This window comes from Mesorhizobium sp. LNJC391B00 (assembly GCF_000502535.1).
In the GTDB taxonomy this organism is placed as follows: Bacteria; Pseudomonadota; Alphaproteobacteria; order Rhizobiales; family Rhizobiaceae; genus Mesorhizobium.
Genome location: NZ_AYWI01000001.1, coordinates 125,307 through 146,352, shown reverse-complemented (window position 1 = coordinate 146,352; position 21,046 = coordinate 125,307). Strand labels below are relative to the sequence as shown.

Here is a 21,046-nt window from a genome sequence, read left to right as displayed (position 1 = left end):
CTGCAAAATAGGCGATCCGAAGGCGCTTTTCCATGGCAAGTTTCGCCAGCGCCGCCGTCAAATCCCGCTGCCATGCTGGACTCGACCCCTTGCCCGTGTATTGTTTCGGCAAATCGATACCGGGCGTGAGGAGACGTCCCTGATGTCGGTTTGTTGGTCCAAAAGGGAGGTTCTGCATGGATCGTCGTTCATTCATCCGCAAGGCCGGGGTCACCGGCGTGGGCGCAGCGGCGGCTGCCGCGACGCTAGCCGCACCGGCAATCGCCCAGTCCAATCCTAAAGTGACGTGGCGGCTGGCGTCATCTTTCCCCAAGTCACTCGATACGATCTATGGCGGCGCCGAAGTCTTCTCCAAGATGCTGTCTGAGGCGACGGACGGCAATTTCCAGGTCCAGGTCTTCGCCTCCGGCGAACTCGTACCCGGCCTGCAGGCCGCCGACGCCACCACGGCCGGCACCGTCGAGGCCTGCCACACGGTGTCATACTATTATTGGGGCAAGGACCCGACATGGGCGCTCGGTGCGGCGGTGCCGTTCTCGCTCAACGCGCGCGGCATGAATGCCTGGCACTATCATGGCGGCGGCATCGACCTGTTCAACGAGTTTCTCGCCACGCAAGGCCTGTTCGGCCTGCCCGGCGGCAACACCGGCGTGCAGATGGGCGGCTGGTTCCGCAAGGAGATCAACACCGTCGCCGATCTTTCCGGCCTCAAGATGCGCATCGGCGGCTTTGCCGGCAAAGTGGTCTCGAAGCTCGGCGTCGTACCGCAGCAGATCGCCGGTGGCGACATCTATCCGGCGCTGGAAAAAGGCACGATCGACGCCGCCGAATGGGTCGGCCCCTATGACGACGAGAAGCTCGGCTTCTACAAGGTCGCGCCCTATTACTACTATCCCGGCTGGTGGGAAGGCGGCCCGACCGTCCATCTCCTGTTCAACAAGGCGAAGTACGAAGAGCTTTCGCCGGCCTACAAGTCGCTGGTGCACACGGCCGCGCACGCGGCGGACGCCAACATGCTGCAGAAATACGACTACCTCAATCCTGCAGCAGTCAAGCGGCTGGTGGCCGGCGGCGCGAAATTGCGCCCGTTCAGCCAGGACATCATGGCCGCCTGTTTCGAGAAGGCCAATGAGGTCTACACCGAAATGGAAGCCACCAACGCACCGTTCAAGAAGATCTGGGACTCGATCAAGGGCTTCCGCAAGGAGCACTATCTGTGGGCGCAGGTGGCCGAGTACAATTACGACACCTTCATGATGGTCCAGCAGCGCAACGGCAAACTGTAGGCTGGGATCTGTCCCTTCTCCCCGTCACTATACGGGGAGAAGGTCCCGGCAGGTGGATGAGGGGCGGCGCAAACTTCGGCGATTGATCGCCTTGGGCTTGGTAGCCGCCCCGAAATTATAGCTTATCTTTCCAAGCGTTGACGCTGCACCTCACCTGCCTGCCGGCATCCTCTCCCCGTATAGTGACGGGGAGAGGGACGCGGTCATCGTCGTTTCGCCAATCGCCAACGTCGCAGGATTGAGGCTGCCCTTCATTCCCTGCCCGGCACCACCAACACCTTGACCTCGCCGGGGGCGGCCGGGTTGGCGATCACCGAGGCGGCTTCCTCCAGGCCGACCTGCCTTGAGATGAGCTTGTCGATCTCGATTGCGCCGGACGCGACAAGGTCCGCTGCCCGCCTGTGGGTGAAGGGATTGATGAACGAGCCGAGAACCTTCAGCTCGCGAAACAGGATGTCGAACGGTTCGAAGGGCACTTTCACGCCTTGCGGCATCACGCCGACGATCACCACCGTGCCGCCGGACTTCGCCAGCCTCACCGATTGTTCGACGGTATCGGGGACACCGGCGCATTCGAGCACCACGTCGGCCCCGCCGGGCACAAGGCCGGCTGGGCCGGCGATCGCCTCGATCGGGTCGACCGCGCTTGGGTCGACCGTCGCCGTTGCACCGAGCTCTTCGGCGAGCGCACGGCGGGAGGCCTGCCGCGTCGACAGGATGATGGTCGCCGCTCCTGCGAGCCTCGCCAATTGCACGGTAAGCAGGCCGATGACGCCGCCACCAAGCACCACGACGGCAGCGCCAGGCCTGATGCCGGCGAGGTCGACAGCGTGCAGGCAGCAGGCCAGCGGCTCGCAGAAGGCGCCATGCGTTGGCTTGAGGTTCGCAGGCAGAAGGAAGGCCTGGCTCTGCGGCATCACGACGTAGTCGGCGAAGCCGCCGTCGCGGTGGATGCCGATAGCCCTGAGATTGCTGCACAAGTTCACCCGGCCGGCCCGACAATGACTGCAGCGCCCGCAGAAGATGTTGGGATCGCCGGTAACACGGTCGCCGACGGCGATGCCGGAAACCGCGTCTCCAACGGCCTCGACGATGCCGCAGAATTCGTGACCAAGCGTCACCGGCGGGCTCGAAGGGAATTCGCCGTGGAGGAGGTGACGGTCGGTGCCGCAAACGCCGCAGGCTTCGACGCGCACCAGAACGTCCTGCGGTCCCGCAATAGGCTTGTCGACCTCCCGTAGCGCAATGCTCCCCACGGCTTCCAGGCGCACGGCTCTCATGACATCCTCACTCAGGTTCTCAGTGTTCACACATCAGTTGAAGTTCGGCGGCTGCGACAGGTCGGTCGCCGGCGCCGCCGGCTTGGCGGGCGGCGTCTCGCCGAAATTCGGCGGCTGCGAGAGATCGTTCGACGGTGGCGCCGCGGGTGACGCGCCACCGTTGGCTGGTGGTGGTGTGCCGAGAGGCGCAAGGCCCGGCATATCAGGCAAGTTGATCTCGATCGCTCCCGGATCGACGGCCGCACCCTTGTAGCGCATGACCATTTGCGGGAAGGCGATGGTCAGCCCGATCATGATCACCTGGATGCATACGAAGGGCACGGCGCCCCAATAGATCTGGCCGGTGGTCACCGGCGCGATCTGCTTGCCGGTGAGGCGGTCGAGATAGGGCACGCGGGCAGCAACCGAGCGCAGGTAGAACAGCGCGAAGCCGAAGGGCGGGTGCATGAAGCTTGTCTGCATGTTGACGCCGAGCAGCACGCCGAACCAGATCAGGTCGATGCCGAGCTTATCGGCAGCCGGCGCCAAGAGCGGTACGATGATGAAGGCGAGCTCGAAGAAGTCGAGGAAGAAGGCGAGCACGAAGACCAGGATGTTGACGCCGATCAGGAAGCCGACTTCGCCGCCCGGCAGCGACGTCAACAAATGCTCGACCCAGACGTGGCCGTTGACGCCGTAGAAGGTCAGCGAGAACACCCGCGCGCCGATCAGGATGAACAGCACGAAGGAGGAAAGCCTGGTGGTCGACGCGAGCGCCTGTTTGATGACATCCAGCGACAACCGCCCCTTCATTGCCGCCATCGCCAGGGCGCCAACCGCGCCCATGGCGCCGCCCTCCGTCGGGGTGGCGATGCCGAGGAAGATGGTGCCCAGCACCAGGAAGATCAGCGCCAGAGGCGGGATCAAAACGATGATCACCTGCTGCGCCAACCTGGACATCATGTTGATGTTCAGGCCCTTGTCGGCGATCGCCACGATATAGATCAGGATCACGCCGATGCTGGCGCCAAGGATATCGGCATTGTCGCCATGCGCCGGCGCAAGGTAGCGATAGGCCGCATAGGAAGCCGCGACTGCCACCAGCAGTGCCGCGAGCAGCGACAGCACGCCGTGGCCAAGCGTGCGGGCCGCCAGCGGCAACGCCGGCATCGAGTTCGGCCGGACGACCGACATGATCAGGATGTAGAGCGTGTAAAGGCCGGTCAGCACCAGGCCGGGGATCAGCGCGCCGGCATACATGTCGCCGACCGAACGGCCGAGCTGGTCGGCCAGAACGATCAGCACCAGCGACGGCGGGATGATCTGGGCGAGTGTGCCGGATGCCGCGATGACGCCCGACGCCAGTCGTCGGTCATAGCCGTAGCGCAGCATGATCGGCAGCGAGATCAGGCCCATGGCGATGACCGAAGCCGCGACCACGCCCGTGGTCGCGGCAAGCAGCGCGCCGACGAAAATCACCGCATAGGCAAGGCCGCCGCGAACCGGGCCGAACAGCTGGCCGATCGTGTCGAGCAGGTCCTCGGCCATGCCCGATCGTTCCAGCACGATGCCCATGAAGGTGAAGAACGGGATTGCCAAGAGCGTGTCGTTCGACATCACCCGGCTGCCGTAGAAATTGTCGGGCAGCGCATGCAGCAGCGGCCACGCCAGGTTGATCGAGCCGCCCGAATAGGGCGACAGCACGACACCGATGAAGAAGAACATCAGGCCGTTTGCGGCGAGTGAAAAAGCGACGGGATAGCCGATCAGCAGGAAGATGATCAGCGAAGCGAACATGATCGGCGCCATGTTCTGGGCGATGAACTCGATCATGGGCGCGCCTCCTGGGCGAGCGCCTTGGCCTCTTCAGCAAGGGCTTTAGCCTCGAGCTCGGCCTGTTCGTGCACCGAGATGAACGGATTGGGATCGTCCATGTCGCCGCGCATGATGGCTATCTTCTTGATGATCTCGGAGATGCCTTGCAGCGCCAGCAGGAAGAAGCCGACGAGCAGGATCGCCTTGGCCGGCCAGATGATCAGGCCGCCGGAATTGTTCGACATTTCGCCGCTGCGGAACGACAGCGACACGTAGGGGACAAAATAGATCACCATCAGCGTCACGAACGGCATCAGGAAGAAGACATGGCCGAGCAGGTCGATCCAGTGCTGCACGCGGCGCGACCACATGCCGTAGACGATGTCGATGCGGATATGGTCATTCTGCTTCAGCGTATAGGCGGCGGCCAGCATGAAGGCGGCGCCGAACAGGTACCACTGCAGTTCCAGCCAGGCATTCGACGAGACGTCGAAGACCTTGCGGATGATGGCATTGGCGGCGCTGACCAGGATTGCCAGCAGGATCAGCCACGATATCCACCTGCCGATGAACTCGTTCATACGGTCAATCGTTCTCGATAGAGCGAGCAGCCCTGCCATGCATTTCCTCCCTCAGGTCGAAGGCGCGCCGGCTCCCCTATTTTCCGTCGCGCCGCTGTGGCCCAACGGTATGCCGTGCGTGGTTCGGCGGGTCAACATGGCATGGCGCGATCAACGCCGTCGTGACGGGAGGCAGGGGATAAAGTGCCGACCGGCTGCTGCGTCATGCAACCAAAGTCTGACAGCGGATGCGGCGATCAGGCGATCTTCTGCTGGTCGCGGCCAGGACCGATCAGCACAAGTGCCGCGACCAGGAACAGATACATCCAGCCATCGCGCCATTCGACCGGGAAATAGCCGGCCCATAGCGACTCCGCCATGCCGAAGGCGGCCGCACCGAGCGCGGCCCGAGGCGGAGAGAGATAGCCGCCCACCGCCGTCACGAACAGGATTTTCAGCCCGTAGACAAGGCCGGAGCCGAAGCTGACATTGCCGTAGTAAAGGGCGGCCATGATTCCGGCCAGCGCGGCGCAGAAACCGCCGAACAGCACCGCATGCCGGAACACTGCACGCACGTCCACGCCGCACATGGCAGCCGCTTTGGGATCGTCGGAGACGGCGCGCCAGCGGCGGCCGAAGCCCGAGCGGGCAAACGCCCATGCAGCGAGCATGATTGCCGCCAGAACCACCGCGCAATCGATGAGCTGGATCAGCGTCAGCGTCGCCTGGAAGCCGGCATCCTGAGCAAAAACGATGGGCTGCGCCAGCATCGGCGGCAGCCACCAATCATGCGTGTCGGCGGCGATACGGCTTGCTTCCGACAGCACCAGCAGGATGCCGAGCGTCGTCACCACAATGGCATTGGGCGTGCGGTCGGCCAGCGGTTCGAAGACGCTGCGCGACAGCACGTGGCCGATCAGCGCGGCATAAAAGAAAGCCGTGACGACGCCGAGCACCACTGCCGCCAGCAAGGTCAGCCACAATACCTGATAGCCGAAGGCCACGGTCAGGATCATCGTCTGGCCGCAAAAGGCGAACAGCGCGCCATAGGCGAGATTGGTCCGGTGCAGGATGCCGTTGGTCAGCACGTAGCCGAAGGCAAGCAGCGCATAGAGCGCGCCGGAATGCAGCCCGTTCAGCACCTGCTGGAAGAAATAGAGCATGGACAGCTTTCAGTGCATGTCGCCCAAAAGTGCAAAGCGGTTTTGGGGCAACGACTTGCCTCAACAAAATCCTGCGCCGGAGCCCGCGCCAAGGTTTGCATCGTAAAATCTAACTTGTCAAACGCGATTTATCGGTTAGATTTCTGATATGACAGTATCTTGGACCCCACATCGCTTCACCGGCGGCATTCTTGCGCTCGATACGGCCAACACCGTGGTGTTGCGCAACGATCCGGAAAAGACTTTCGACCGTTTTGCCGATCCGGCCGAGATCGCGCGCTTCGCCAACGCCGCAACCGGCTTTCGCGGTGCCGAGCTTGGCGGCAGACCGCTGGAGGCGACCTCGCCGGACAGGATCGCCCCGGTGGTGCTGGCGATCCGCGAGACGACCGACCGCCTGTTTCGCGGCGCGGTGTCGAAAGGTGCGCTTGCCGCCGGCGACCTCGCCGCTTTTCTCAAGGCCTGCGCCAACGGCCTCGATCGGAGCCCTGCCGAAATCGGCGCACCGGGTAGACCGTTCGGCGATCCATCGACGCCGATCGCGTTCGAGGCGGCGCTGGCGGTTTCGGCCTTGTCGCTGCTGCGCGACGACACGGTCGCCAGGCTCAGGATCTGTCCCAATTGCAGCTGGCTGTTCGTTGACAGGAGCCGCAATTCCAGCCGCCTTTGGTGCGATATGGCTGTGTGCGGCAACCGCCAGAAAGCAAGCCGTCACTATCGCCGCCGCACGGCGGCACATGAGGTCAACAATGCTTAGGGTTGTTTTTCGTTCGATCCTTGTCGGTGCTGCGCTCATTGCAGCCGTTGCGCTTGGCGCCTGCCGCGACACCGGCGGCGACGGCAAGCTGTTCGAGGTTTCCGGCAAGGTCGTCGTCTTCAATTACCGCCTCGCCCGGGCGACCTATGTCGTGACGCTGCGGCCCCTGCAGCCGATGGGCGAAGGCCAGGTTGCGGTCGCCAGCTTCCAGAATCCGGCTGGCGGTCCTCCCCTGGTGATCGAGCAGAAGGTCTGGCCGAAGCTCGACAAGGTCAGCCTGGAAAGCCCGGCGCTGACCTGTATCGTCAAGGACAAGCCCTATGCGATTTCGATCAGCATCAGGGGTCCTGACGGCACGTTCCTGCAGAAGATCGACACGACGCTGATGTCGAGCGAGGACCAGTCGATCCTTCCCGACCGGCCGCTGGTGGTCGACCAGCTCTATACGGCCAATCCCGATCTTGCCGGCCATCCCGACGGCAAGCTGCCGGGTGAGCCGAAGCCGGATTGCTCGAAAGGCTGACGCGTCTTTGCCCGGCGCGACTGCGTGGAAATTTCTGGTCGCCGGACAACCGCCGCGGACCGATTTCGTGCCGAATACGCGACGGCAGCGGATCGTTCGTTGCGCTTTGCCTGGCACTTTCGATTTCGTTTGACCTGCCTTGCAAGCGGAGAAAGACTGCGCCATCTCACTCCTACGTTGGCTGCGCGCCCCCGGTGCTGTCTCCGCAGAGGAAATGCCTGATGACGCTGCACGACGTCGCGCTCGACGACAAGTTCGATCTTGGTAAGGAGCGCATCTTCCTGTCCGGCGCACAGGCGGTCATCCGCATGCTTTTGATGCAACGCGAGCGCGACCGCCGGGCCGGCCTCAACACGGCCGGCTTCGTGTCCGGTTATCGCGGCTCGCCGCTCGGCGGCCTCGATATGCAGCTGTGGCGGGCGAAAAAGCAGCTGGCGCAGGCCGACATCGTCTTCCAGCCCGGCCTCAACGAGGAGCTTGCCGCCACCGCCTGCTGGGGCTCTCAGCAGACGGAATTAATGGGCGAAGGCAAGCATGACGGGGTGTTTTCGGTCTGGTACGGCAAGGGACCGGGCGTCGACCGCTCCGGCGACGTTTTCCGCCACGCCAACCTCGCGGGAACGTCGAAGTATGGCGGCGTGCTTGCGCTGATGGGCGACGACCATATGGCCGAATCATCGACCAATGCGCACGCCACCGAATTCCTGTTCGTCGACACCATGGTGCCGATCCTCAACCCGGCCGGCGTTCAGGAGATCATCGACTACGGCCTCTACGGCTTTGCCATGTCGCGCTTCGCCGGCACCTGGGCGGCTATCAAATGCGTCAAGGACAACATCGAATCCACGGCCTCCGTCGATGCCGCGCTCGAGCGCCTGAACATCGTCGTGCCGGAGTTCGATATGCCGCCCGGCGGCCTCAACATCCGCGATGAGATCGACATGCTCGGCCAGGAGGAGCGGCTGCATGAATACAAGCGCGCCGCTGCATCCGCCTTCATCCATGCCAACGGCCTGAACCGCATCGTCTATTCGGGCGGCCGCGCGCCGAAGCTCGGTATCATCACGCTGGGCAAGAGCTATCTCGATGTCCGCCAGGCGCTGGAAGACATCGGCATCGACGAGGCCGCCGCCAACCGCATCGGCATCCGCCTGTTCAAGGTCGGCTGCCCCTGGCCGCTCGATCTGCAGCATATCGCCGAATTCGCCCGCGGCCTCGACACCATCGTCGTCGTCGAGGAGAAGCGCTCGCTGATCGAGGTGCAACTGCGCGAAAACCTCTACGGCACCGCCACCCAGCCGATGATCGTCGGCAAGAAGGACGAGCGCGGCGACTGGCTGTTCCCGGCCAAGGGCGCGCTCGACCCCAACGAGATCGCCATTGCGCTGGGCGAGCGCATCCTGCGCACAATCGGCCCTTCGGAAGAGATCACTGCAAAGGTGGCAAAGCTGCGCCAGTTCCAGGCGATGCTTGCCGACACCAGCGATATCGGTTCGCGCACGCCGTTCTTCTGCTCCGGCTGCCCGCACAATTCCTCGACCAAGGTGCCGGACGGCTCGATCGCCGCCGCCGGTATCGGCTGCCATTTCATGGCGCTGTGGATGGACCGCAACACGGTCGGCTTCACCGCCATGGGCGGCGAGGGCGCACAATGGGTCGGCCAGGCGCCATTCTCCAAGCGCGGCCACATTTTCCAGAATCTCGGCGACGGGACCTACAATCACTCCGGCACGCTGGCGATCCGCTTCGCGCTGTCGACCGATGCCAACATCACCTACAAGATCCTCTACAACGACGCCGTCGCCATGACCGGCGGCCAGCCGCATGAGGGCGGCCTGACTGTCGACATGATCGCCAGGCAGGTGCGCGCCGAAGGCGTCGAGCGCATCGCCATCGTCACCGACGAGCCGGACAAATATGCGGGGAAGGCCGAATTCCCCTTCGGCGCCACCATCCACCACCGCGACGACCTCGACCTCGTTCAGCGCGAGCTGCGCGACGTCAAGGGCGTCTCGGTGCTGCTCTACGACCAGACCTGCGCCGCCGAAAAGCGCCGCCGCCGCAAGCGCGGCACCTTCCCGGATCCCGACAAGCGGGTCTTCATCAACGAACTGGTCTGCGAGGGCTGCGGCGATTGCGGGGTGCAATCGAACTGCGTCTCGATCCAGCCGGTCGAAACCGAGTTCGGCCGCAAGCGCAGAATAGACCAGTCGAGCTGCAACAAGGACTTCTCCTGCGTCAACGGCTTCTGCCCGTCCTTCGTCACCGTGCACGGCGCCAAGATCAGGAAGGCCGAAGGCATTGCCGGGCGCTCCGACCCGCTTGACGGCGTGCCGGTGCCAGCCGAATTCCCGCTCGGTAGCGAGGGTTGGGCGGCGATCATCGACGGCGTCGGCGGCACCGGCGTCGTCACCATAGGTGCTGTGCTCGGTATGGCCGCCCATCTCGAGGACAAGGGCTGCGGCATGATCGACATGGCCGGCCTCGCCCAGAAGGGCGGTTCGGTGTTCACTCATGTCCGCATCGCCCGCACGCCGGACGACATCCACGCGATCCGCGTTTCGGCCGGCAAGGCCGACCTGGTACTCGGCTGCGACCTTGTCGTGTCCGGCGCCAAGAAGGTGCTTGGCGCGGTGCGCGAAGGCCATACCATCTTCCTTGCCAACACCGCCGAGATCATGCCTGGCGAGTTCGCCCGCTCGGCCGATTTCTCGCTGCCCATCGAGCGCCTGAAGAAGGCGATCCGCGCTGCCGCTGGCGACGACAAGACGCATTTCTTCGACGCGACGGGCACCGCCACCCAATTGTTCGGCAATTCGCTCGGCGCCAACATGTTCATGCTCGGCTTCGCCTTCCAGCATGGCGGGCTGCCGCTGTCGGCGCAAGCCGTTGAAAATGCAATCGAATTGAACGGCGAGGCGGTGGCGATGAACATCGCCGCCTTCCGCTGGGGCCGGCGCGCCGCGCATCAGCCGGAGTTTGTGCGCGGCCTGGTCGCCCAGCCGGGCAAGGCCACTGAGATCGCCAAGACGCTGGACGATATCATCGCCCGCCGCGTCGCTTTCCTCTCTGCCTATCAGAATGCCGCCTATGGCAGGCGCTACGCCGAGAAGCTGGCGGTTTTGCGTGCTGCCGAGGCCAAGGCCGTGCCTGGCTCGACCGCGGTGACCGAGGCCGCCGCCAGAAACCTGTTCAAGCTGATGGCGATCAAGGACGAATATGAGGTGGCGCGGCTCTACACCGACGGCTCCTTCGCTATGGAGCTCTCAAAACAGTTCCAGAGCTACGAAAAGCTCGAATTTCATCTGGCGCCGCCGATCATGGGCAGGCGCGGCAATGACGGCAAGCCGAGGAAATCGAGCTTCGGCCCGTGGATGATGAAGGGATTTCGCCTGCTGGCGGCGCTGAAAGGCCTGCGCGGCACGGCCTTCGACGTGTTCGGCTACAGCACTGAGCGGCGCATGGAGCGGCAGCTTCTGGCCGGCTATGAGGCCGATCTGGAGCTTGTCGCCAAAGCACTTGCGCCAGGCAGGATCGAGGCCGCCATCGCCCTTGCCTCGGTGCCGGCGCTCATTCGCGGCTACGGCCATGTCAGGCAGGCCAGCGCCGAAAAGGCGGCGGATGAACGAAATCGCCTTCTTGAACGATTCAAGTTGCCGGTGCAGCCAAGCGCATTACAAGCCGCTGAGTAGCCAAAAGGGCCGGAAAAACAGGCCCTTCAGCGCGAGCTAAAGGTTTTTTAATGGGACTATGCCAAGGCTGTGGTTCAGTTGGGCGCCAGTAATGGGCAGAACAAAGACCGATAACATCCCTGTGGATGTTTATATCCAGTTTGTGCGCTCGTTGTTTGACAACGCGCATATGCTGGTCATTGGCGCGCTTTGCCACGCAACCGCCAGCCTTATGGTCTATTGGCGCAACGGCCAGCCTGTCTTCCTGGTTCTTGCCGGAGCACTGCTTGGCATCGGCGTTTGGCGGTATTTCAGCTTGCGGCGGTTCCATCGCCTGGGTGGTTCCATCCACGATGCCTTGGATGCGACACGATGGGAGCGCGAATATATCCTGAACGGCAGCATCCAGGGGCTGATGCTGGGCCTGTTCTGCTTCATTTCGATCTATGTCTACTCGGATGCGTATGCCGAGATCGCAGCGCTCGCCATAACGCTTGGCTCTCTGGTCACGGTCGTAGGCCGAAACTACGGCTCGCCCCGCATGGTCACGATCTTCGCGGTAACCTTCGTCGGGCCGATCGCAGCAGCCCTTATCCTCAGGTTTGACATCCCCAGTGTCGTGCTTGGGCTGCTCATCATCCCGTTCATGTTCATCATCAAGGGCAGTGCCGACCATGTGCGCAACGTGCTGTTCTCGGCCGTGGTCGGGCATAAGCAGGCGAGGCAAATCGCGCAGCGCTTCAACCGCGCACTCAACACCATGTCGCATGGCCTGGTCATGCTCGGACCCGACGGCAAGGTCGTGGTCGGCAATGCCGAAGCCGCGCATCTGATGTCGCTGCGCTCTCCCGACCAGCTGCTCGGGCGGTCGATCCATTCGCTGCTCCTGCGCGGCGTTGCGGGCGGCATGCTGGCGCCGAAAGACTGCCGCTATGTCGAAGCGCAGCTGACGCGCGCGTTGCGCGAAGGCCGTGACCGCAAGGTGCTGGTCTCCTTCTCCAATGGCCAGCACTACGAGTTCTCGGCCCGCGAGGGCAATCAGGACCTCGGCGTCATCACCTTCGAGGACGTCACCGCCCGCGTCGAGTCCGAAGAAAAGATCCGCTTCATGGCGCGCTATGACAGCCTCACCGGCCTGCCGAACCGCGCCTATTTCCATGAGCTCGTCGGCGAGGCCATGGCGTCGGGCAGCCGCGACCGGCTGTGCGCCCTGGCGGTGCTCGATCTCGACGATTTCAAGAGCGTCAACGACACACTTGGCCATCCGGTTGGCGATGGGCTGATCTATGCCGTTGCCGAGCGACTGGCGGCCGTCGCCGGGCAAGGCGTCAATGTCAGCCGCTTCGGCGGCGACGAGTTCATGATCTTCTTCGACCGCGTCGAGGATGAAAGCCATCTGACCGGCCTGCTCGACCAGATCTTTGCCGATCTGCAGGGCGAAGTCGATGTCGCTGGTCACAGCCTGCGCATCCAGGCAAGCGCGGGCGCCGTGCTGTCCAGGGTCGAGGACACCGATGTCGACGCCATGATCGTCAAGGCGGATCTGGCGCTCTACAAGGCCAAGGAACTCGGCAAGAACAACTGGCGACTGTTCGAGGCGGCGATGGATGCGGCGTTCCGCAACCGCCAGATGATGAAGGCCGACCTGCGCACGGCGGTCGAAGGCAAGGCCTTGCGGGTGGTCTATCAGCCCATCGTGGCGATGAACACCATGCGCATCGCCAGCTGCGAGGCGCTGTGCCGCTGGGATCATCCCGACCTTGGGCCGGTTTCGCCCAGCGTCTTCATTCCGCTGGCCGAAGAAATGGGCATCATTTCCGAGATCAGCACCTTCGTGCTCGCGGCGGCCTGCGCCGAATGCGCCAAATGGCCCGCACAGACCAGCGTCTCGGTCAACCTTTCGGCCAAGGATTTCCGCAGCCGCGACGTCGTCCAGAAGGTTCGCGACGCGCTTGCCACTTCGGGGCTCGCCGCCGGCCGCCTCGAGATCGAAGTCACCGAAACCGCGCTGCTCGACGACAAATCGCTGACGCGCCAGTATATCGAGGAACTGAAGCAGCTTGGCGTGCGCATCGCGCTCGACGATTTCGGCACCGGCTATTCAAGCCTGAGCTACCTCCACAAGCTGCCGCTCGACAAGATCAAGATCGACCGTTCGTTCCTGATGGACGTGACCCAGAACAAGCGTTCGCTCGACTTGTTGAAGGGCATCGTCGACCTGACCCGCGTGCTCGGGCTGACCGTCACCATCGAAGGTGTGGAAACGTTCGAACAGCTGAAGATCCTGGTGCATTCGGTGAAACCCGACCTCGTCCAGGGCTTCCTCTTCGGCGCAGCTCTCAGCGCGTCCGGCATCGAAACGATGTCCAATGTGACCTGGCCCTTCGCCGCGGAATTGCGGCCCGTCGCCAAACTCGCGACCACATGAAGCCCAACCTTTAAATCGCGCTTGAAAGCCGTCACAAAAGCTGTGAATTGCCAAAACGTTAACCTATTGTTAACGTTAATATTCGGTAAACACAGACGATTAGAGTTTCATCTTCTTGTTCATTCGGTCGTCCGGTATGGTTTAGTTGCGACGGCACGAGGGTAACAATGGAAACTCAGCTAGCAGGTATGCCTCTGGTGGCTTCTAGGGCCACCGCTCAGTCTCCTTCGGTGTTTTCTCGTCATATCATGGACGTCCTGGAGCACGTCGAGTATCGCCTTTGCGACGGTGCCGAGGATTTGGAAGCCATCTATCGACTTCGCTACAAATCCTACCTTCATGCTGGCATGGTGAAGCCCGATGCCTCGCGTATGGTAAAGGACGACTTCGACGATCTGCGCAATTCCTACCGATTTGGCGTGTTCTTCGATGGTGTTCTGGTCAGCACCATCAGAATCCACTACGCCTGCGCGAAATACCCTGTTTCCCCCAGCACCGCCGTGTTCGGCGACACGCTGGCGCGGCGGCTGGCAGTTGGCGAGACGTTCGTCGATCCAAGCCGTTTCGCTGCCGATATCGAGTGGTCGACCAGCCTGCGCGTGCTGCCCTACGTGACGCTCAGGCTTGCGGTCGTAGCTTGCAGCCACTTCAAACCGACATATTGCCTGACGGCGGTCAAGGAAGAGCATGCCGGCTTCTATCATCGCATCTTCCGTTCCGAGCAGGCGGTGCCCCCGCGCATCTATCCCGGTCTCACCGTTCCCGTGCATCTGTTCCAGTCGAAGTGCTCCGAAAACATGCAGGCGACGCTGGATCGCTTCCCGTTCTTCAACTCCACGGCGTTCGAGCAGCGCATGCTCTTCCAACGCCCCAAGAGCGGCGAACTCGCACCGCTAACCATCCTGCCCACCGCCAAGTTTTTCCGCGAAGCCGCCTGACACCACTGAAGCCTGCGTAATTTGGCACGCGAACTCTGGAGCTTTCCCGCCGCTTCCGCGTTCTGGATGACGCCGACGCGGCCATAGAAAGGAACCGACATGCATATTCCCGAGCTAGCACTGACCCCGCTGATCTCGCTGATTGCCGGCGTGCTGATCCTGGTGATGCCGCGGCTGCTCAACTACATCGTCGCGCTCTATCTGATCGTCATTGGGCTGCTCGGGCTGTTTCCGCATCTGGCCGGTTGAAACGCAAAACCCTCAACGTTCGACGTTAGGCCGGCGACAAGCCCTATCGCCGGCTTTCAACATTCCTTTGAGGCTGTTGTCACTGGTCGTGCGGCAATAGCGCCATTGCTCTTGGCCCGGCTTTTCGCTATGTGCCTCAAAGATGTCTTCGAAGGGGTATTCCTATGGCTGATCACACGCCGACCGGTCCTGTCGAACTGGGCGCGAAGATGGACTATGCCGAACATGACCGCACCTATCATGGCTTTCTGGCGCTGGCCAAATACGGCTCGCTGTTCTGCGGCGCCCTGCTCCTGGCCATGGCTTTCGGCTTCTTCGCAGGCGGTTTCTTCTCCGCGACCATCCTGTTCGTGCTGATCCTAGCCCTCGGCGCCTTCATTCTCCGATAGTCTCTTCAGACCCTTGCCAAGGGCGTAGCCGGACATCCGGCCGCACTCTTTCGCAAAGCCGCACTCTTGCGCAAACAGGTTCCAGCCGAAAGGATCATGCGGTGGGACAGACGGTTTTCATCCCTCGCGAGCTCGATGCCAGCGAGCCTCGTGTCGCGGCCTCGCCCGATACCGTGAAGCGGCTGGCGGCGCTGGGCTTCGACGTCACCGTCGAGACGGGCGCCGGCACCAGGTCGCGCATTCCCGATGAGGAGTTCGCCAAGGCGGGCGCCGCGATCGGCAAGGCTTCGGATGCGAGCCGGGCGAATGTAGTGCTGAAGGTGCGCCGGCCGACCGATGCCGAGTTGAAGGGCTACAAATCGGGTGCGGCGGTCATTGCCATCATGGATCCCTACGGCAATGATGCCGCGGTCGCGGCGCTTGCCGAGGCTGGGATCACCGCCTTCTCGATGGAATTCATGCCGCGCATCACCCGCGCCCAGTCGATGGATGTGCTGTCGTCGCAGGCCAATCTCGCCGGCTACCAGGCCGTGATTGACGGCGCATCGGAGTATGACCGCGCGCTGCCGATGATGATGACTGCGGCCGGCACCGTGCCGGCGGCGAAGATCTTCATCATGGGCGTCGGCGTTGCCGGCCTGCAGGCGATCGCCACGGCGCGCCGTCTCGGCGCTGTCGTCACCGCCACCGACGTTCGTCCCGCCGCCAAGGAACAGGTGGCGTCGCTTGGCGCAAAGTTCCTCGCCGTCGAGGACGAGGAGTTCAAGGCGGCCGAGACCGCCGGCGGCTACGCCAAGGAAATGTCGAAGGAGTACCAGGCCAAGCAGGCAGCGCTCACCGCTGAGCACATCGCCAAGCAGGACATCGTCATCACCACGGCGCTGATCCCCGGCCGGCCGGCGCCGAAGCTGGTGTCGGCGGCGATGGTCGCCTCGATGAAGCCGGGTTCGGTGATCGTCGACCTCGCCGTCGAGCGCGGCGGCAATGTCGAAGGCGCGGTTGCGGGTCAGGTGGTGACGACGGCCAACAACGTTAAGATCGTCGGCCACCTCAACGTGCCCGGCCGCGTCGCCGCATCGGCCTCGCTGCTCTACGCCAGGAACCTGTTCGCCTTCCTCGAGACGCTGGTCGACAAGACCAGCAAGACGCTCGCCATCAACCGCGAAGACGATCTGGTTAAGGCGACGATGCTGACCGACGCTGGCCGCGTGGTGCATCCGGCCTTCGCCAAGGCGGCGGAACAGCCCCATATCGAACCGGCGGCCATGCCGGCCGAGACCATGGTGGCTGATGCCACGCCGAAGAAGGCTGCACCGAAAAAGGCGTCCGACAAAGCCACTGCCGGCAAGTCCGCCGCCAAGCCGAAGGGGATCGCGTGATGGATCAGACCTTGCAGAAAGCCCTCGATCAGCTCGACCAGGCAAGTGCCGCCGTCCGGCTGGCTGTGCAGAACCTGGCCAACGCGCCCGGTGGCGTCGATGCGGCGGGCGATGCCGCGCACGCACTGTCCGGCGGCGCCATCGATCCCTTCGTCTTCCGCTTCGCCATCTTCGTACTTGCGATCTTCGTCGGATACTACGTCGTTTGGTCGGTGACGCCGGCGCTGCACACGCCGCTGATGGCGGTCACCAACGCCATCTCCTCGGTCATCGTCGTCGGCGCGCTGCTGGCCGTCGGCATCTCGGCCTCCGGCATTGCCACCGGCTTCGGCTTCGTCGCGCTGATGCTGGTCTCGGTCAACATCTTTGGCGGCTTCCTGGTCACCCAGCGCATGCTGGCCATGTACAAGAAGAAGGACCGGTAGAGAGCCATGAACGCCAACTTCGCGTCCTTCCTCTACCTGGTCTCCGGCGTCCTGTTCATCATGGCGCTGCGCGGCCTGTCGCATCCGACCACCAGCCGCCAAGGCAATCTCTACGGCATGATCGGCATGGGCATTGCCATTGCCACCACGCTGGCGCTGGCGACTCCGTCCGCCGGGCGCTTCGGCCTGATCGTGCTTGGTCTGGCCATCGGCGGCGGCGTCGGCGCCGTTACAGCGCGCCGCATCGCCATGACTTCGATGCCGCAGCTGGTCGCCGCCTTCCACTCGCTGGTCGGCCTTGCCGCCGTCATGGTAGCGGCAGCCGCCATCTACGCGCCGGAAAGTTTCGGCATCGGCACGAATGGCGACATCCACGCCCAGGCGTTGATCGAGATGAGCCTTGGCGTTGCCATCGGCGCCATCACCTTCACCGGCTCCGTCATCGCCTTCCTCAAGCTCGATGGCCGCATGTCGGGCAAGCCGATCATGATCGGCGGCCGTCACATCATCAACGCGGTCCTCGGCATCGCGCTGATCGTGCTGATCGTGCTTCTGGTCACCACCGAGGCCAAGCTGGTGTTCTGGCTGATCGTCGCGGCTTCGCTGGCGCTCGGCGTCCTCTTGATCATCCCGATCGGCGGCGCCGACATGCCGGTCGTCGTCTCGATGCTGAATTCCTATTCCGGCTGGGCCGCCGCGGCACTCGGCTTCACGCTTGGCAATCTGGCGTTGATCATCACCGGCGCGCTGGTCGGCTCGTCCGGCGCCATCCTGTCCTACATCATGTGCAAGGGCATGAACCGGTCGTTCATCTCGGTCATCCTCGGCGGCTTCGGCGGCGAGACCGCGGCGGTTGCCGATGACGGCATCGAACGCACGGTCAAGCAGGGCTCGGCCGACGACGCTGCCTATCTGATGATGAACGCACAGAAGGTCATCATCGTGCCGGGCTACGGCATGGCGGTCGCCCAGGCCCAGCACGCGCTGCGCGAAATGGCCGACAAGCTCAAGGCCAATGGCGTGGATGTCAAATACGCCATCCACCCCGTGGCCGGCCGCATGCCCGGCCACATGAACGTGCTGCTCGCCGAAGCCAATGTTCCCTATGACGAAGTGTTCGAACTGGAAGACATCAACTCCGAGTTCGCGCAGGCCGATGTCGCCTATGTCATCGGCGCCAATGACGTCACCAATCCGTCCGCCCGCGACGACAAGTCGTCGCCGATCTACGGTATGCCGATCCTCGACGTCGACAAGGCCCGCACCTGCCTGTTCGTCAAGCGCTCGCTCGGCTCGGGCTACGCCGGCATCGACAACACGCTGTTCTACAAGGACGGCACCATGATGCTGCTCGGCGACGCCAAGAAGATGACCGAGGAAATCGTCAAGGCCATGGATCACTAAGCCGCCGCAACCTTCCACTGGAAGGTTGTCGGTCCATCATCGGAAACAAAAAAGCCCGGTTCGACCGGGCTTTTTGATGTTGAAGACCGGTTCAGCGGCTGGTCAGGAAAACCGCTTCCTCGTCGTCGCGCTGCCTGCCGCCCAGGGCTGCCGCAGCGCTGGCGATGAAGGCGCCGATAACCAGCGACAGGGCGCCAAGCAGGGCGAAGGTGGCGCTGCCTTTCCGCGCGGCGTCGGCGGCCTGCTTTGCCTTGACCTTGGCGTCCTCGACCCTGGCCACCAGGGCGTCGACACGCGCCTTGGCGTCGGCCTCGGAAAGCCCGGTGCGGGCGGCGACCAGCTGCGACAGATAGGTCTTGTCGTCAGCCGAAACTTCGCCTGCCGCCGCACTGGCGATGAGGATGCGCGAAGCCTGCCCGGCCGCAGCCGCATCGCTGTCCGGATTGGCCGCCGCGAGCCTGGCGGCATCAGCCGGACGGAACAGCGTATCCACGAGATAGGACGTTGCATTGTCGGCCGGTGCGCTGCCGGCATTGGCGGACGCGCCGGCCGAAGCACCCATGGCGGCGCCTGAGGCAACAGTAGAAGCCGCCTGCACGCCTGAACCAAGCACTGCCGACAGCGCCGACCCGAGAATGCCGACGACCAGCAATGTCGCCAGCGCCCAGGCGAGGAGGCCGTGCGCGGTGTCACGGAAATAGACCTCGTCGGTGTGGATGCCGACCCATTTGGTGCGCAGGCGTCCGGCAAGATAGCCACCGACCCCGGAGGACAGCCATTGCACGATGATGAGCCAGATGGCGCCGGACACCGCGAAGGTGGTCAGCGAGGCACTGGCGCCGGACCACGGCGAGACCATGGTCAGCCCCAGCCCCGAACCGAGCAGCATGAGGATGAAGGTCAGCGTCGAGGCCGCGAAGGCGCCGGCGATGATCGGACCCCAGCTGACGGCCGGGGCGGAGGATTCCGTTGAGGCGGATACGTCGACAGCCGATACGGTGGACTGCATCGACGCCTCCTACCGTACGAACAGCATGATGAGAATGATGATCGGGATCGGAATACCGAGCAACCAGAGCAAAATACCGCGTCCCATAAAGAGCCTCCCTGCGAGAAATTGATCGATGTCGTCACAATGTTCCTGAGCGATTTCCGTTCCGAAGGGCAATGAAATGATTTGCTTGCCGGGAACGGAACTATTTTCCGCGCGGCCCGAGGCACAACTGCGAAACTGTGGATTGGTTCACGGAGTTCCACATGGGCTGCCGTGTATTGTTGGCTCGGTGAGCCGGGGGTAGCATGAGCGATCCCGCCGTCGGATGTCGTCAACGGAGACGCTGATGCCCAAGACTGTCGCATCGCTGGCTTACAAAAAGGCGCAGCCCGGCCAGGCGGTGGTGATCGTGCACGGCATGGGCGAGCAGCGGCCGATGGGTACGCTGAGGGGATTCGTCCAGGCGGTCTGGAGCAGCGATCCCACCCGTGCTCCACCCTACGCCCAGATTCCCGATCCGGCCGTTTCCGGCGCCACGATCAACCAGAGCTGGATCACGCCCGACAGCCGGACCAAGTCACACGAGCTGCGCCGCATCACCACGCCCTACGACGTCGATGGCCGCCGTACCGATTTCTACGAGCTTTATTGGGCCGACATCACGCAAGGCACGACGCGCGGCCGGCTGGCCGCCTGGGTGACGAACCTGTTGTGGCGCAAGCCCGCCGACATTCCGCTCGACGCCCGCAAGCTTTACGTCGCCACACTTCTGATCGTTATCGTCATTCTGGGCGCAGCACTCGTGCTGGCAACATCGGTCTGGCAACAGGCCGTTACCTTGACGACCGGCCTGATGATCACCACCCTCGCTTCTTTTGTCATCTGGGCGGTGGATCAGTTCGCCCTGCCCTATTTCGGTGACGTCGCCGCTTATGTGCGCGCCGAGGCGGCGACGATCGAGAAGCGTGCGCTGATCCGCGACAGAGGCCTGACGTTGCTCAAGACGCTGATGAAGGACGATGCTTACGACCGCATCGTGCTGGTCTCGCACAGCCTTGGGTCGATCATCGCCTATGATTTGCTGCAGATCCTGTGGGCCGAGTTCCGGCCGCGAAGGCTGGAAGCGGTCCGCGACAAGGCCAAACTGGCGGCGGTCGAGGCCGTCGACAAGGCAACGCTCGGCTCTGATGGGTCAGCGTGGCCAAAGAACCTTGAAGACCTCGCCGGATTCCGGCGCGGTCAATGGGCGCTCTACCAGCAGCTTCGGACCAAGGACGCCGACCACCCGCTGCCCTGGAAGATCAGCGATTTCGTCACGCTTGGCAGTCCGCTCTCCCACAGCGAATTCCTGGTGACCTACAATCTCGCGGAATTCAGGCGTGGCCTTGCCGAGCGCCTGTTCTCGGCTTGCCCGCCGATTGCCGATGACGGGCGCCCCGGCGGCACCGTGCTTTACCGGGAAGGACACAGCCAAGGCAAGGCGCAGCGCGCGGTGCATCATGGCGCGGTGTTTGCGGCAACGCGCTGGACGAACGTCTACGACCGCGGCAATGGCTGGGCGACAGGCGATCCGATTTCCGGTCCGATGACGGAAAACTTCGGCCCCGGTGTGGAGAACATCCAGATCGAGCTTCGCAGCTCACTTGGCCGTATCTTCACCCACACGCTTTATTGGTCATCGACGGCAAACGGCGTCGAAATCGCCCTGCCGGCGGGCACCGCGCCGCGCTCGCATCTGCAAGTGCTGCGCGACGCGGTGGACCTTGGTCGGAAGCTGGAGCCAAAGGCCTGACCCGGAGTGGAGCT

At 63.4% G+C, this 21,046-nt stretch carries 17 protein-coding genes; 12 read left to right on the top strand and 5 right to left on the bottom strand.

The genetic code is table 11. The annotated features are described in order from the left end of the window. Positions 1-176: 176 nt before the first annotated feature. Entirely contained in the window at positions 177-1,286 is a 1,110-nt protein-coding gene (locus X750_RS161900; RefSeq protein WP_023725935.1) for a TRAP transporter substrate-binding protein, read from the top strand. 251 nt (positions 1,287-1,537) lie between these two features. On the opposite strand, the gene X750_RS161905 is transcribed toward X750_RS161900, so the two are convergent. From X750_RS161905 to X750_RS161920, 4 genes are all read right to left on the bottom strand, one after another. After that, positions 1,538-2,566, bottom strand: a complete 1,029-nt coding sequence (locus X750_RS161905; RefSeq protein ID WP_023746554.1) for a zinc-dependent alcohol dehydrogenase family protein — start codon at positions 2,564-2,566, stop codon at positions 1,538-1,540. A 33-nt stretch (positions 2,567-2,599) separates the two neighbouring features. After that, positions 2,600-4,378, bottom strand: coding sequence for a TRAP transporter large permease subunit (locus tag X750_RS161910; RefSeq protein WP_023746553.1), 1,779 nt, complete (start codon positions 4,376-4,378; stop codon positions 2,600-2,602). Beyond that, complete coding sequence (locus X750_RS161915; RefSeq protein WP_023683517.1) at positions 4,375-4,980, bottom strand: TRAP transporter small permease subunit; 606 nt, start codon at positions 4,978-4,980, stop codon at positions 4,375-4,377. Before X750_RS161915 ends, X750_RS161910 begins: the two co-directional genes overlap by 4 nt. A gap of 197 nt (positions 4,981-5,177) precedes the next feature. Continuing rightward, entirely contained in the window at positions 5,178-6,083 is a 906-nt protein-coding gene (locus X750_RS161920) for a branched-chain amino acid ABC transporter permease (protein ID WP_023746552.1), read from the bottom strand. A 148-nt stretch (positions 6,084-6,231) separates the two neighbouring features. Between X750_RS161920 and X750_RS161925 the strand changes: the two genes are divergently transcribed. The 10 genes from X750_RS161925 (at position 6,232) to X750_RS161965 (ending at position 18,246) form a co-directional block, all read left to right on the top strand. Beyond that, positions 6,232-6,840 (top strand): CGNR zinc finger domain-containing protein, encoded by a 609-nt coding sequence (locus tag X750_RS161925; RefSeq protein ID WP_023746551.1) that lies wholly within the window; start codon positions 6,232-6,234, stop codon positions 6,838-6,840. Further along, on the top strand, positions 6,833-7,363 hold the full coding sequence (locus X750_RS161930) for a hypothetical protein (RefSeq protein WP_023746550.1): 531 nt from the start codon (positions 6,833-6,835) through the stop codon (positions 7,361-7,363). The genes X750_RS161925 and X750_RS161930 overlap by 8 nt, the downstream gene beginning before the upstream one ends. Before the next feature lie 221 nt (positions 7,364-7,584). Then, positions 7,585-11,055, top strand: a complete 3,471-nt coding sequence (locus tag X750_RS161935; protein WP_023746549.1) for an indolepyruvate ferredoxin oxidoreductase family protein — start codon at positions 7,585-7,587, stop codon at positions 11,053-11,055. Positions 11,056-11,146: 91 nt separating this feature from the next. Beyond that, positions 11,147-13,462 carry an EAL domain-containing protein gene (locus X750_RS161940; RefSeq protein WP_023714564.1) on the top strand — a complete coding sequence of 772 codons (2,316 nt, stop codon included), beginning with the start codon at positions 11,147-11,149 and terminating at the stop codon, positions 13,460-13,462. 167 nt (positions 13,463-13,629) lie between these two features. Next, entirely contained in the window at positions 13,630-14,400 is a 771-nt protein-coding gene (locus X750_RS161945) for a hypothetical protein (RefSeq protein WP_023683521.1), read from the top strand. Positions 14,401-14,499: 99 nt separating this feature from the next. Next, positions 14,500-14,649, top strand: a complete 150-nt coding sequence (locus X750_RS1000000163980; RefSeq protein ID WP_023671341.1) for a DUF3096 domain-containing protein — start codon at positions 14,500-14,502, stop codon at positions 14,647-14,649. Positions 14,650-14,813: 164 nt separating this feature from the next. Then, the gene (locus X750_RS161950) at positions 14,814-15,038 is read left to right on the top strand and encodes an aa3-type cytochrome c oxidase subunit IV (protein ID WP_023671340.1); all 225 of its coding nucleotides are present in this window, start codon (positions 14,814-14,816) and stop codon (positions 15,036-15,038) included. 101 nt (positions 15,039-15,139) lie between these two features. Then, positions 15,140-16,417, top strand: coding sequence for a Re/Si-specific NAD(P)(+) transhydrogenase subunit alpha (locus X750_RS161955; RefSeq protein ID WP_023746548.1), 1,278 nt, complete (start codon positions 15,140-15,142; stop codon positions 16,415-16,417). Next, positions 16,414-16,842 carry an NAD(P) transhydrogenase subunit alpha gene (locus X750_RS161960; protein ID WP_023695931.1) on the top strand — a complete coding sequence of 143 codons (429 nt, stop codon included), beginning with the start codon at positions 16,414-16,416 and terminating at the stop codon, positions 16,840-16,842. The genes X750_RS161955 and X750_RS161960 overlap by 4 nt, the downstream gene beginning before the upstream one ends. A gap of 6 nt (positions 16,843-16,848) precedes the next feature. Next, the gene (locus X750_RS161965) at positions 16,849-18,246 is read left to right on the top strand and encodes an NAD(P)(+) transhydrogenase (Re/Si-specific) subunit beta (protein ID WP_023671337.1); all 1,398 of its coding nucleotides are present in this window, start codon (positions 16,849-16,851) and stop codon (positions 18,244-18,246) included. A gap of 91 nt (positions 18,247-18,337) precedes the next feature. Here X750_RS161965 and X750_RS161970 read toward each other — a convergent pair whose 3' ends face one another. Next, positions 18,338-19,255, bottom strand: a complete 918-nt coding sequence (locus X750_RS161970) for a membrane protein (protein WP_023700421.1) — start codon at positions 19,253-19,255, stop codon at positions 18,338-18,340. A 331-nt stretch (positions 19,256-19,586) separates the two neighbouring features. Here X750_RS161970 and X750_RS161975 point away from each other — a divergent pair, with 331 nt between their 5' ends. After that, positions 19,587-21,032: a hypothetical protein gene (locus X750_RS161975; RefSeq protein ID WP_023703663.1), complete on the top strand. Its 1,446-nt coding sequence runs from the start codon at positions 19,587-19,589 to the stop codon at positions 21,030-21,032. Positions 21,033-21,046: the final 14 nt, after the last annotated feature.